A 12,912-nucleotide genomic window follows, 5' to 3' on the forward strand; every position below is an offset into this window, starting at 1 on the left:
AAGCATATGCTCACCTGCCCCATCTGCCACACTGCCCTAAATCTACAAGGCAAAACCTATACTTGCCAAAACCGCCACAGCTATGATGTCGCCAAAGACGGCTATGTCAATCTGCACATCGTCCAGCACAAAAACAGCCACACCGCAGGCGATACGCCAGAGTCAGTGCAGGCTCGCAGGCGATTTTTAGCCAGCGGGTTTTATCAGCCACTGCGTGATAAAATATCTAGCATTATCAATGAGTTATCGCCAAATACTGTCCTAGACATCGGCTGCGGTGAAGGCTATTATACCAGTAGCCTTGCCCAAAATGACCGCCAAGTCATTGGGCTGGACATCGCAAAAGCCGCCATCATCGCCGCTGCCAAAGCCCACAAAACGAGCCCAAACGGCAACATCTCATGGGTGGTCGGCACAGGGGCGGTACTGCCTGTGGCGGACGGTAGTGTGGATATTTGCACAAGTTTTTTTAGCCCCTTGCCAAAGGCTCAAATGCTAAAAGTTCTGCGGACAGATGGACTATTGCTCGTGGCGACACCAGCGGCAAACCATCTCTACACGATGAGAGAGCGGCTGTTTGACACGGTCAATTTACACAACCCTGCCAAGTTTGTCGCAGAATTATCGCCAGAATTTACGCTGATGGATGAGTGGCAAATTGACGCACCGATGGTATTAGACCGCCAAAATTTGTCCGATTTGATTGACATGACACCTTATACTTATAAGGCAAAACTTGAACGCAAAACTGCCCTAAAAGCGTGCGAGCGGTTTGAAACGGCGGCAAGTTTTTGTGTGTATCTGTTTAAAAAATCATCGCAATCATCGTAAATTGCACGCACCATAATCCACCAACACGCCAAACTTAAAATCATGCAGTTTGGCAGTTGGTAGGCAATTATGATTTACAGTCATTGAGCGGTTTTTTGGAAGGATGCTAAGTCGTAGCCGGACTGCTTGGCGATGCGTAAATACCGCTCATAAGTAGCGTCGTCAAGGGATTTGTCACGAGACAAAATCCAAAGATACTTGCGGTTGGGTGTGCCAACCAACGCAGATTGATAGCGGTCATTCTCGCCATCAAGTGCCAGCACCCAGTAGTCCGCCTGACCAAAGGGAAGTTTTTTAAGAATGGATGGCAAAAACGACACTTTAAGCTTAGCATTAGTATCATCAATGGCATAAGCCTCGCCCTTGGCGGTGCTTAGCTTGCCTGAGCGGGTCAGGCATTCGTTATGCACGCTGATTTTGCCGTTGTTTTTTAAGGCGTAAGTCGCCTTGACATCAGAGACGCACTTGTTTTGAAAGGGCATGGGCAGCCTGCCAATCTCATACCATTCACCCAGATAAGCATCCAGCACCACCTCAGGTACGGTGGCAGGCTTAGCATGTGCTGATACTACGCTCAGCATGGCGCAAAGAATGGCTGATACTGCAAGAAATTTTTTCATCATATTAACCTCAAATCCAGATTCATACCAAGAACAATCTTATTCAGACACCCACGCACCATTTCGCCACACAAGTGCAAATTTGGTTGCTTTGCCGTCTTTTTCAGAGCCGATATATTGCTCGTTATTTTTACGAGACCAACGCAAAATGGTTGGATTACCATTATCATCAACATCGGGAGCGGCGAACAGATATTGAAATTTTTCGTCCAGCTGTTCTTGGATGCTGCGTAATTCAGCAAGTTTTGGCGGACGAGTTTCACGCACTTTGGGGAATTTGCTTGCCGCTAGGAACAAGCCTGCCGCCCCTTCACGCAGCACATAATGATCGTCAAACTTCGCCGAACGCAACTGCGGCATACTGATTGCTGTCATTCGTGGCGGTGCTGCTTGTCCGTTTTTGAGCACCTTGCGGGTGTTATCGCAGCTACGGCAAGCAAAATACGCCCCAAATCGCCCTGTTTTTAGCGCCATTTGTCCATCGCATTTGTCGCAGTCAATGGTCGGTGCGTCATTGTCCACGCCGCCTACCACTTCAAAAACGCCCTTTTCAAGCGTATAACCATCGCAGTCAGGGTTGTTGCCACAGATGTGGAGTTTTAGACCACCATCAACGATGTAGCTGTCCATCGCTGCGTTACATTTTGGACAGCGTTTTTTCTCCATCAGGGCATTGACTTCGGCAGATTCATCATCAGCATCAAAGACGAATGCCGCTGCTGGCATTAAGTTTTTAGTGCCTTTGCAGCGTTCTTTTGGTGGCAGATTATAGCCTGTACAGCCCAAAAACACGCCCGTTGAGCCTGTGCGGATTTGCATTGGGCGGCTGCATTGCTCGCAGTGAATGTCTGGCACATTGGTCGGGTCGTTTGGACGCATACCGTCTTTGCCTTTGGCGGTGTCCAATTTGCCCTTAAAATCGCCATAAAAACTGTCCAGCACACCCTTCCAGTCTTGATGACCGTCAGCGACTTCATCCAGTTTGCCTTCAAGCCCTGCGGTAAATGCATAATCCATCAAATCAGGAAAGCTCTCCACCAAGCGTTCGGTTACGATGTCGCCCATTTTTTCGGCATATAGGCGTTTGTTTTCTAGGCGGACATAGCCACGCTCTTGAATGGTTGAGATGATGGACGCATAAGTTGATGGTCGTCCGATGCCACGACTTTCTAGCTCTTTGACCAAACTTGCCTCCGAATAGCGGGCAGGCGGTTTGGTAAAATGCTGGCTTGGCTCAATGTTAATCAGCGGTAACTGGTCGCCCACTTTAACGCTTGGCAGTAGCACATCATCACTTTTGGCTGGTGGCTGAACTTTGGTGTAACCATCAAAAATCAGCGTACGCCCTTTGGCTTTTAGCTCCACACCGCCAGCATCAACCAGCAAACTCACTGACTGATAGCGAGCTGGCGTCATCTGGCACGCCACAAACTGTCGCCAAATCAGCTCATACAGACGCTGGGCATCTCGCTCCATGGCGGTGAGCTGACCTGATTTGACAGCGACATTAGAAGGACGAATCGCCTCGTGGGCTTCTTGAGCGTTTTGTTTATTGCCGTAGAAATTGGGCTTTTCTGGCAAGTACTTTTCGCCAAAATTCTGCCCAATGTAGCCACGCACCGCCATCAAGGCATCTTGGCTTAAAAAGGTAGAATCCGTACGCATATAAGTGATATGTCCTGCCTCGTATAGGCGTTGGGCTAAAATCATCGTTTTTTTGACGCTAAATCCCAAGCGAGTGCTTGCCGCCTGCTGCAAGGTTGATGTGATGAACGGTGCAGACGCACGAGACTGAGTCGGCTTTTCGTCAATGCTTGAAACGACAAAGGGGCTATTTTGTAGGATGCTGACAATGCCATTTGCCTCATCAGCATTGCCAAGTTTTAAGGTTTTGCCTTGATATTTGGTCGCCTCTAAGCGCAAGGTCTCGTTCAAGGCGGTGTTGTTGGTGTGGATTTCCCAATATTCCACTGGCACAAAAGCACGAATCTCTCGCTCTCGCTCCACCACCAAACGAGTGGCAACCGACTGCACACGCCCTGCCGACAAGCCACGAGCCACTTTCGCCCACAATAATGGCGACACCATAAAGCCCACCACACGATCCAAGAATCGACGAGCTTGCTGAGCATTGACACGATCTAGATTGACTTTGGCAGGCTGCTCAAAGGCGTTTTGCACGGCGGTTTTGGTAATTTCGTTGAACACCACACGGCTGTATTTGGCATCGTCCCCACCGATGACTTCTTGCAAGTGCCACGCAATCGCCTCCCCCTCTCTATCCAAGTCCGTTGCCAGATAGATTTTATCAGCGTCTTTGGCGAGTGCTTTTAGCTCTTTGATGACTTTGGTTTTGTTGGGCAAAATCTCATATACCGCCGCCCAATCATGCTCAGGATCGACGCCCATACGACGCACCAAGGCTCGCTGGGCTTTTTCTTCACGAGACAATCCTGTTTCATCGCCTTTGACTTTGGTCTTATCCGTGCCAGAAACGGGCAAATCACGAATATGCCCCACGCTTGAACGCACGATAAAATCATTACCCAGATATTTATTAATGGTTTTTGCCTTGGCTGGCGACTCCACAATGACCAAAGATTTGCCTTTGGCAGATGGTGTGGTCGTTGATGTTTTGGTTTTTTTGGTGGTTGTCTTTACAGCCATAAAGCTACCTTTTTCTTTATCATCATTATCAATTTTTAAAAAATAAATCAGGCACGAAAAATCGTCCATTTTTATAAAATAGCACACATTGAGCCATCATGACAAGATGGCAATGCGTTTTAAGATCATTTGCGTGCGTTGATGTCATCGCCGATCGCCATCAACGCCTGCTGCAAGGCGGACAAATCTGCTTTGGCGAGCGTCTGGTCTAATTTTTGCACACCTCTATCGCCCTGATAGCGAACATCCAGCCAGTATAGCACCACGCTGTTGGCTTTGTATTGTAAGCCTATGGCATGAGCTTTAATGGGCGTAGGCAAGCAGTCTAGCACCGATAAATCCACAGCAGCATCAACCGCTCGCCACACATTTTCTTGATAAATCAGCCGCCCCATCGGCAGTCGCCAGTCGTCATTGACCACGCCATACACCGCCACAAGGTCGGTTTTGGTGGCGTGATGATTGTGCCTTTGGGCTTTGGCAGGTAGCCAATCTGGGCGTGCGACAAGTTTTGGATTAAAGCCAAATTGACGAGCCAGCAGACGAAAATCTGCCGAACGCACTTCGTAAGCCTTAGGTTTTAGGGCAAAGACATTGCCAAGCAAAAACCCTGCCACGCCCAGCACAACAATGATCGGTAGATAAGTTTGAATGTCCATGCAATCCCTATTACATCAAAACCGTTACATCAGAATTTGGCGTTTGCCGTTATTGTCTGGAGCAGAGACGATGCCTCGTTCTTCCATCATATCCACAATGCGGGCGGCTCGGTTATAGCCAATGCTAAATTTACGCTGTAATGCCGAGATGGAGACTTTACGAGTATCTAGCGTGTGCGACACCGCCAAGTCAAAATACTCATCATCAGAGCCAGCCCCTGTATCGCCACTGCCCTCGCCCTCAAAAGTATAACTTTCGGTCAAATCAATATAATCAGGGCTACCACGCTCACGCCAAGCGTCGGTTACACGATTGACCTCATCGTCCTTGACATACGCCCCATGCACACGCTCGGTCTCAATCGCCCCTGGTGCTAAAAACATCATGTCGCCATGACCCAGCATGTTCTCCGCCCCAGACTCTTCAATGATGATACGGCTGTCGGTGGCTGAATTGACACGCAAAGCCACACGCACAGGAATGTTAGACTTAATCAAGCCTGTAACAACTGTCGCCACGGGTCGCTGAGTCGCCAGTATCAAGTGAATGCCTGCTGCACGAGATTTTTGGGCAAGGCGGACAATCGGCTCTTCGGCAGTCTTACCAAGTTGCATGATCATGTCGGCAAATTCGTCCGCCACGACGACGATTTTTGAAAGTGGCTTTTGGCGTGGCACCATGTCGCTGACATGATCGGACGCACTCCATAGCAAATCTGCGATCGGCTCGCCTGCCTCTTCGGCCTCTTTGACTTTTTGGTTGAAGGCGGCGATATTACGCACACGCAGTTTGCTCATCAGTAGATAGCGGCGTTCCATTTCAGCCACGCACCAGTTGAGTGCGGCGGTCGCCTCCGTCATGTCGGTGATGACTGGCGTTAATAGATGCGGAATGTCGCCATAGTTGGCAAGCTCTAGCTGTTTTGGGTCAATTAAGACCAGTCTTAATTCTTCTGGCGTGTATTTAAGTAGCATGGACACCAAAAATGAATTGACCAGCACCGACTTACCAGAGCCTGTCGTACCAGCCACAAGCATGTGCGGGGCTTTGGCAAGGTCGGCAATGACAGGCTTACCGCTGATGTTCGCACCGATGGCGATACTGATGCCTGCATTTGGGTCTTGATAATCTGGCGTATCCAGCAGTTCAAGTAGGCTGACAATTTGCCGTTTTTTATTTGGCACTTCAATGCCAATATAAGGCTTGCCTGCAATCACAGGAATCACACGCAGTGAAGTCATGCTCAGCGAGCGAGCCAAATCCTGAGCCACCTTAATCACACGGCTCGCCTTAATCCCTGCCGCCAAATCCACTTCAAAGCGAGTCACCACAGGACCAACCAATGCCGAGATGACGCTTGCTTTGATGTTAAATTCTTGTAATTTAATCTCCAAAAGCTCGGACAACTGCTCAAGCTCTTGGGGTGTATAAGTAACGACTTTTTCAGGCTTGGGATCCAAAATATCCAATGTCGGCACAGGGCTTAGGCTCATGCGATATTCAAGCGTACTCATGGCGTGCGATTTTGGTCGCGCCGTGCCACTTGCCATGTGATTGGGCAGATGATCCACGCTTGTCGCCTGAGTTGGTAGAGCCTTGGCGTGTGCTGGCGACAGCTTGGGCGAAACTGGCGTTTGAGCTGACTGATAAGCCTGCTCGTCCTGTTCATCTTTTTGCTCATCCGCTTGGTCATGCCATGCTGATACGGCAGGCTTGGTGTCAGACTGCACAACCATATCATCAAGCCGTGCCTGATTGTTATCCACATCAGCCACTGGACGCTCACTACTCATCAACGCTTGCTCTTGTTGCCAAGCGTTCAAGTCCACGCCAGCAAAGGCAGTCGTCTGGGCGTGAGTATCATCAGAGTAAGCGTCATCGGAGTAGGTATCATCAATGCCATCATACCGCACATCCTCGGCTCTCTTGCCTGCCGTTTCATCAGACCATGCCACACCAGCATCACCGACATCGTGCGCCATGTCGTCAGATGGTGTATTTTGCACTGCCCAAGCCGCACCTGCTAAGCCATCGACTTCGTGACTGTCTGTTTTGGCATTATCCAATGCTTGATCGGCAGACCACTCATCTGCCTGCTCTTGTGCCTGCCAAGATTCTTGGTGATGCTCATCAGCTTGTGCGTCGGCGTGTTTTTTGGCAAGCAAATCTTCACGCAAGCCTGAATTGACCAAAAAACTCTCCAGCGTGCCTTCATGATTGTGCGCTTGATAGACAGGCGTTTTTGGCGTGTTTTGGCTGATGATGAGCGCCTCTTCTTCAAGCTCATGATCTGCCTGCTCATCCTCACTTTCTGCCTCATCTGGCGTGTTTTGCTGACGCTTTCGCCACAATGCCGACCAATGAATGTCAAAGGTCAAAGTCGCCACAATCGTGCCGATGACCACCAAAAACCCCACCGACATCGCCACGCCCAAAACGCCCGCCAATGAAGTCATCAGCTCATGCCCCAGCATGCCACCAAATACCGCCGACTCACCCGACCACCATGCGCCAACCTGCGCAAAAATCGCACTCAAACACAGCAACAAAAACCCATAAGCCAACAGCCTAAGCACCCAAAATACTGGCGTTCGCACCCACCACAGGCGCACCAGCTCATGACTTAGCATCACCACAAAAAACCACGCCCCAAGCCCAAAAAATGCTCGCAAAATGTCCGCCGTCCAAGCACCGAGCTGACCGCCGACATTGGTGATGTTCTGATGGCTGCCGACATGCGACCACGCAGGATCGGCAGGATTATAAGAAAATAATGCAATGAACAAAAAAACCAATAACGCCACGCCAATGACGCTAAAAAACAGGCGTTTGACGATGGGCAGCTGACCGAGCATTTGATTGACAGAATCGTTTTGTAAAAGTTTATTCATGAGCGTGATGGGCTGTATTTTAGATTGAACCCTACATTATATAGGATAACGGCTTGATGTCGCAAAGGTTTTCATTAAAGATTTGCAAAAAAAAGATTTGCAAAATTTTGATGAACTAGGGCGGTTTCGGTATGGTTAATTTTATCAAAGATGGAATTTGGCGGAAATTGGCTTGCAATTTTTGGCGCATTTGCCCTATACTAGCCCCATTTACTGTCTTATTTTTTGGAAATCTGCATGACTCATCACAAGCTCATCATTTTAGGTTCAGGACCAGCAGGCTATTCGGCAGCCGTCTATGCCGCTCGTGCCAATCTAGACCCTGTCATCATCACAGGTCTGCAAGTGGGTGGACAGCTGACCACCACCACCGAGATTGACAACTGGCCAGGTGGTCGCCATGGCTTGACAGGTACGGCATTGGTTGAAGAGATGAAAGAACACGCCGAACGCTTTGGCACACAGTTCATCTATGACCACATTGCCAGTGTGGATTTAAATCAGCGTCCATTTGTCCTAAATGGCGACAAAGACAGCTATACCTGCGATGCACTCATCATCGCCACAGGGGCGACCGCTCAATACTTGGGGCTAGAAAGCGAAAGTAAATTCATGGGACAAGGCGTGTCAGCGTGTGCCACTTGTGATGGATTTTTCTATAAAAATCAAAAAGTTGCGGTCATCGGTGGTGGCAATACCGCCGTAGAAGAAGCATTGTATCTGTCCAACATCGCAAGCCATGTAACGCTTGTTCATCGCCGTGATGCCTTGCGTGCTGAAAAAATCATGCAAGACCAGCTGTTTGAAAAGGTCAAAAATGGCAACATTTCTATTGAATGGAATTCAACCGTCAAAGAAGTGGTCGGCGACGAGATGGGCGTCACTGGCGTTGTCATTGAAAATACAGACGGCACGAGCAAACAGCTTGATGTGATGGGTATGTTTGTTGCCATCGGACACACGCCAAATACCGCCATGTTCCAAGGTCAGCTTGCCATGAAAGACGGCTACATCACGGTCAATAGCGGTCTTGATGGCAATGCCACTGCAACGAGTGTCGCTGGCGTGTTTGCTGCAGGCGATGTCGCCGACCACATCTATCGCCAAGCCATCACATCAGCTGGCACAGGCTGTATGGCGGCATTGGACGCTGAGAAGTATTTGGATGGTTTGTAATCCTTAAAACTGACAAAGTAACCATATCGGTCATCAAATCCGCAAAAACCCATTCAATTTGAACCCCACCCCAAAAGTTAGACACCTTTGGGGTGTTTTTATGACCAAATACACAGATGACCTTGAGCTTTCAGTCATTCATCATTACCTTAATGGATATGGCTATGAGCAAACCGCCAAAGTCTTTGGTATGGATGACAAACAAGTAGAGCTTTGGGTGAAGCTCTATCAAGCCCATGGCATTGATGGTATTCGTACAAGAACAAGCAAAACTGTTTATTCATCAGAATTTAAGCACCATGCCGTATTACAGATATTGGCAGGTAAATCCATCAGACAACTTGCCATAGAGCTTAACATTTCAAACCCTGCTTTATTATCAAGCTGGTTAAAAGCATATCAAAATCATGGTACATGGGACTTAACTCCAAACCCAAAGGCAAAAACCCCATGCATAAAACCAATCAAGCACGCTTTAGTTCTAAACCTGATGATAAAAAGATCCAAGCTGAACTGATTGCTGAATTACAGTACTTACGCATGGAGAATGATGTCTTAAAAAAGTTAAAATCCTTGGAGCGTCAGCAAGCAAAAAACAACGCCTTGCAAACAAAATAACCGTGATTGACGAACTAAGGCACATGCATCCATTAAAACACTTGTTGGTTTATCTTAGTGTTGCCAAAGCAACCTTTTATTATCATCTTAAGCGGTTAAAACAAGCAGACAAACATCAAGCCATCAAGGCAGATATGGTTATCGTAGAATCACCCTTGCCTTAAAGCAATTAGGCTTTGTCATTAACCATAAAAAAGCACAACGCTTGATGCAGCAAATGGGACTAAAAGAGTGATTCGTCGCAAACGCAGATTTAGTACTGACAAGGGCAAAATAGGCAATATTGCTCACAATGTGCTTAAGCGTGATTTTAAAACAGACAAGCCCAATCAAAAATGGGCAACAGACATTCCTGAGTTTAAGATGGTAGATACATAAGGCAATACAAAAAAACTGTACTTATCACCCATCATAGACTTGTTTAATGCAGAGATTGTCAGTTATTGCCTAAAAGACAGACCGGTTTATCCACTGGTTGATGAAATGTTAAAAGATGCTTTGACCAAGCTTAAAGCAGATGAAGCACCAATATTGCATTCAGATCAAGGCTGGCATTATCAAATGCAAAGCTATCAACAAACCTTAAAAGATAATAACATCATTCAAAGCATGTCAAGAAAAGGAAATTGCTTGGACAATGCAGTGATAGAAAGCTTTTTTGGGACATTAAAAGGAGAGATATTCTTTCATGATAAACATCAAAAAAGATTTACTTCCATTGACAAGCTTAAACAAGTGATTGATGAATACATACACTACTACAATCATGATAGAATAAAGAGCAAATTAAAAGGACTAAGTCCTGTACAATACAGACACTTAGTCCTTGGTTCAACCGCTTGACCCAAACTTAAACCCAACCCAACCTTTTAATCTTAACTTTGTCTAAGAATTGGGGGTCGGTTCATTGGCACGCTCATGAGACCATCACAAATCATTCAATCCAAACGCAATGAAATTTACGCCATCGCCAAGCAGTTTTCCATTGATGAATTAAAAGTTTTTGGCTCGGTGGCAAATGGCACGGATACACCAACAAGCGATTTGGATTTGCTCATCACACCCCATGACAAGACCACCTTATTTGATTTATGTGGTTTAAAAATGGAGCTTGAAGAATTGTTGGGCATCTCCATTGACATTGTAACGCCTAGAAATCTGCCTTTTCAAGACGCACTACAAACAGCCAAACCACTATAAGTGGTCGTAGGTTGGGCTGAGTGAAAAAAACCCAATAAATTCAATAATTTACCAAGAAATGTTGGGTTACGCTCAGCTCTCCAACCGACATCGGCAAGCATATAAATCGGTCAGATGTATTGTAAAAAATAGCTTTAATACCACACCACATGAACCCACTTAACCTAACCGACCTGCACGCCATCGCCGACCGCTCTGCTTTTGATTTTGGCTCGGTCATTGAACTTGCCGATGAAGACGGATTTATCGGCGCTGGGGCGGATTTATCCACCGCCACCTTGCTCAACGCCTATCGCACAGGCGTGTTTCCTTGGTTTAGTGCTGGCGATCCGATTTGTTGGTGGTGTCCGCCCATTCGCTGTGTCATCAATCCAAACGACTTTCGCCCTGCCAAATCACTGATTCGCACCGCCAAAAAATCAAACTGGCAAATCAGCACCAATTTGGCATTTGATGAAGTCATGCGAGCGTGTGCCGAACCTAGAGCCTATACCGATGAGACTTGGATTGTTGATGAGATGATTGACGCTTATACACGCCTGCATGAGCTTGGCGTGGCGTTTAGCGTAGAAGTGTGGGCAGACACACCCAAAGACAGCGAGCTGCTGGGCGGACTGTATGGCTTACAGCTCGGCTCGCTGGTATGTGGCGAGAGCATGTTTCACAGACGCACGGACGCCTCAAAAATCGCTTTTTGGGCGATGACAGCATTGGCAAAACACGCAGGCGTTCAGCTGATAGATTGTCAATTAGAAAATCCGCACCTGATGAGCCTTGGGGCAAGCCTACTTCCAAAAGACGATTTTCTTGCCCAAATTCACACCCTAAATCGCACCGACACACCGCACATTCACGGACGAATGGCAGTGCAAGACTTGGCTTTGTGATGGTTTTTGATACCAGCCCATTGATACCGCCGAGTCAAAAACTCCACCAAAATCATCAGGGCGAAAGATTTTTCGCCCCTACTTGATGAAAATTTTGCATCATTTTTTAGATTTTAATCCCTTTTGCCACCCCATCACCAATCCATGCCCACCGCTTCACTGCACGCATAGGCACTTGCCCACGCCCACATGAAGTTAAAACCGCCCAAATGCCCTGCCACATCCAGCACTTCTCCAATAAAATACAGACCAGAACAGCATTTGCTCTCCATCGTCTTACCTTTGATTTCATCGGTATTGACACCGCCACGAGTCACTTCCGCCACCCGATAGCCTTCCGTGCCAGACGGCTTGATTTGCCATGCGTTAATGAGTCGTCCGATGTCTTTAAGCTGTTTATCCTTGATGTTGGCAAGCTCCAATTCCGCCACAGCTTGCCAAAACAACTCTTGCAATGCCATCAGTAGTTTCTTTGGAAAATATGGCGACAGCACCGTACGAATCAGCTGTTTGGGGTGTGATTTTTTGGCAGTCACGAGCAATGTCGCCACATCATGCGTGGGCAATAAATTCACGCCAATCGTCTCGCCCAACTGCCAATAATTAGACAACTGCAACATCGCAGGCCCTGATAGCCCACGATGCGTAAATAACATTGGCAAGGCAAAGCTCGCCTTATCATTAAAAGCAATCACATCAAGGCTAACCCCTGCCAACTGCCGTGCCAACTCGCCCACCTTATCAGTAAAAGTAAAAGGCACTAAGGACGCTTCGGTCGGCACGATGGTATGCCCAAATTGTGTGGCGACTTGGTAGCCAAAGCCACTCGCCCCCAAAGTCGGAATGGAAAGCCCGCCTGTGGCAATAATCAAATGACGGCACCCCAAGCGATACGGCTTGGCATTTTTTGGACAAACGGACAACACAAAACGATCTGCCTGCTCGTCTTTGACCACGCCATCAATGCTGGTATTTAGCCGAATCTCCACGCCTGCGTCCGCACATTCGTCCAGTAGCATGTTTAAAATGTCTTTCGACGATTCATCACAAAACAGCTCGCCATGCGACTTTTCATGGTAAGCAATGCCGTGCTTTTGCACCAGTTTAATAAAATCTTCGCTACCGTAACGACTTAGGGCAGACTTGACAAAATGGCGATTTTGACCGACAAATTCGTTCGGTGTGATGTGCAAATTGACAAAATTACAACGACCACCGCCTGACATTAGGATTTTTTTGCCCGCTTTATTGGCATGGTCCAGCACTAATACCTGCTTGCCGTACAAAGCGGTATGAAATGCACAAAACAGCCCAGACGCCCCAGCACCAATGATGATGGCATCAAACTCTTGCGATGACAAT

12 protein-coding genes and 1 pseudogene are annotated in these 12,912 nt (G+C 47.6%); 8 read left to right on the top strand and 5 right to left on the bottom strand.

What is annotated here, in order from left to right; genetic code table 11:
• Positions 1–6 precede the first annotated feature (6 nt).
• A complete protein-coding gene (locus tag LU290_RS09130) occupies positions 7–831 on the top strand; it encodes a putative RNA methyltransferase (protein ID WP_277808277.1) in 825 nt (274 codons plus the stop codon).
• An 80-nt stretch (positions 832–911) separates the two neighbouring features.
• On the opposite strand, the gene LU290_RS09135 is transcribed toward LU290_RS09130, so the two are convergent.
• From LU290_RS09135 to LU290_RS09150, 4 genes are all read right to left on the bottom strand, one after another.
• Positions 912–1,454 carry a lipocalin family protein gene (locus tag LU290_RS09135; RefSeq protein WP_277808278.1) on the bottom strand — a complete coding sequence of 181 codons (543 nt, stop codon included), beginning with the start codon at positions 1,452–1,454 and terminating at the stop codon, positions 912–914.
• A gap of 36 nt (positions 1,455–1,490) precedes the next feature.
• The gene (gene topA, locus LU290_RS09140; RefSeq protein WP_277808279.1) at positions 1,491–4,118 is read right to left on the bottom strand and encodes a type I DNA topoisomerase; all 2,628 of its coding nucleotides are present in this window, start codon (positions 4,116–4,118) and stop codon (positions 1,491–1,493) included.
• Between the two features lie 125 nt (positions 4,119–4,243).
• Positions 4,244–4,777 carry a hypothetical protein gene (locus LU290_RS09145; RefSeq protein WP_277808280.1) on the bottom strand — a complete coding sequence of 178 codons (534 nt, stop codon included), beginning with the start codon at positions 4,775–4,777 and terminating at the stop codon, positions 4,244–4,246.
• A 24-nt stretch (positions 4,778–4,801) separates the two neighbouring features.
• A complete protein-coding gene (locus LU290_RS09150) occupies positions 4,802–7,669 on the bottom strand; it encodes a DNA translocase FtsK (protein WP_277808281.1) in 2,868 nt (955 codons plus the stop codon).
• Positions 7,670–7,906: 237 nt separating this feature from the next.
• Here LU290_RS09150 and trxB point away from each other — a divergent pair, with 237 nt between their 5' ends.
• The 7 genes and pseudogenes from trxB (at position 7,907) to aat (ending at position 11,550) form a co-directional block, all read left to right on the top strand.
• Positions 7,907–8,845: a thioredoxin-disulfide reductase gene (gene trxB, locus LU290_RS09155; protein ID WP_277808282.1), complete on the top strand. Its 939-nt coding sequence runs from the start codon at positions 7,907–7,909 to the stop codon at positions 8,843–8,845.
• A gap of 100 nt (positions 8,846–8,945) precedes the next feature.
• A complete protein-coding gene (locus LU290_RS09160; RefSeq protein ID WP_277808283.1) occupies positions 8,946–9,362 on the top strand; it encodes a helix-turn-helix domain-containing protein in 417 nt (138 codons plus the stop codon).
• 231 nt (positions 9,363–9,593) lie between these two features.
• Positions 9,594–9,698 (top strand): annotated as a pseudogene (locus LU290_RS10655) (IS3 family transposase); the annotation flags it as partial.
• The gene (locus LU290_RS09165; protein WP_277808284.1) at positions 9,695–9,841 is read left to right on the top strand and encodes a hypothetical protein; all 147 of its coding nucleotides are present in this window, start codon (positions 9,695–9,697) and stop codon (positions 9,839–9,841) included. The pseudogene LU290_RS10655 and the gene LU290_RS09165, both read left to right, overlap by 4 nt.
• A 15-nt stretch (positions 9,842–9,856) precedes the next feature.
• Positions 9,857–10,306: an IS3 family transposase gene (locus tag LU290_RS09170; RefSeq protein ID WP_277809599.1), complete on the top strand. Its 450-nt coding sequence runs from the start codon at positions 9,857–9,859 to the stop codon at positions 10,304–10,306.
• 75 nt (positions 10,307–10,381) lie between these two features.
• On the top strand, positions 10,382–10,663 hold the full coding sequence (locus LU290_RS09175; RefSeq protein ID WP_277808285.1) for a nucleotidyltransferase family protein: 282 nt from the start codon (positions 10,382–10,384) through the stop codon (positions 10,661–10,663).
• A 149-nt stretch (positions 10,664–10,812) separates the two neighbouring features.
• Positions 10,813–11,550, top strand: coding sequence for a leucyl/phenylalanyl-tRNA--protein transferase (gene aat, locus LU290_RS09180; RefSeq protein ID WP_277808286.1), 738 nt, complete (start codon positions 10,813–10,815; stop codon positions 11,548–11,550).
• A 134-nt stretch (positions 11,551–11,684) separates the two neighbouring features.
• Here aat and LU290_RS09185 read toward each other — a convergent pair whose 3' ends face one another.
• Complete coding sequence (locus LU290_RS09185; RefSeq protein WP_277809600.1) at positions 11,685–12,911, bottom strand: BaiN/RdsA family NAD(P)/FAD-dependent oxidoreductase; 1,227 nt, start codon at positions 12,909–12,911, stop codon at positions 11,685–11,687.
• Position 12,912: the final 1 nt, after the last annotated feature.

Origin of the sequence: Moraxella nasibovis (assembly GCF_029581575.1) — a bacterium.
GTDB classification, from domain to species: domain Bacteria; phylum Pseudomonadota; class Gammaproteobacteria; order Pseudomonadales; family Moraxellaceae; genus Moraxella; species Moraxella nasibovis.

Bases quoted from the DNA above. Each gene is read 5' to 3' on its own strand.
- LU290_RS09130 (WP_277808277.1), top strand. From the start codon at position 7: ATGCTCACCTGCCCCATCTGCCACACTGCCCTAAATCTACAAGGCAAA.
- LU290_RS09135 (WP_277808278.1), bottom strand. From the start codon at position 1,454: ATGATGAAAAAATTTCTTGCAGTATCAGCCATTCTTTGCGCCATGCTG.
- topA (WP_277808279.1), bottom strand. From the start codon at position 4,118: ATGGCTGTAAAGACAACCACCAAAAAAACCAAAACATCAACGACCACA.
- LU290_RS09145 (WP_277808280.1), bottom strand. From the start codon at position 4,777: ATGGACATTCAAACTTATCTACCGATCATTGTTGTGCTGGGCGTGGCA.
- LU290_RS09150 (WP_277808281.1), bottom strand. From the start codon at position 7,669: ATGAATAAACTTTTACAAAACGATTCTGTCAATCAAATGCTCGGTCAG.
- trxB (WP_277808282.1), top strand. From the start codon at position 7,907: ATGACTCATCACAAGCTCATCATTTTAGGTTCAGGACCAGCAGGCTAT.
- LU290_RS09160 (WP_277808283.1), top strand. From the start codon at position 8,946: ATGACCAAATACACAGATGACCTTGAGCTTTCAGTCATTCATCATTAC.
- LU290_RS09175 (WP_277808285.1), top strand. From the start codon at position 10,382: ATGAGACCATCACAAATCATTCAATCCAAACGCAATGAAATTTACGCC.
- aat (WP_277808286.1), top strand. From the start codon at position 10,813: ATGAACCCACTTAACCTAACCGACCTGCACGCCATCGCCGACCGCTCT.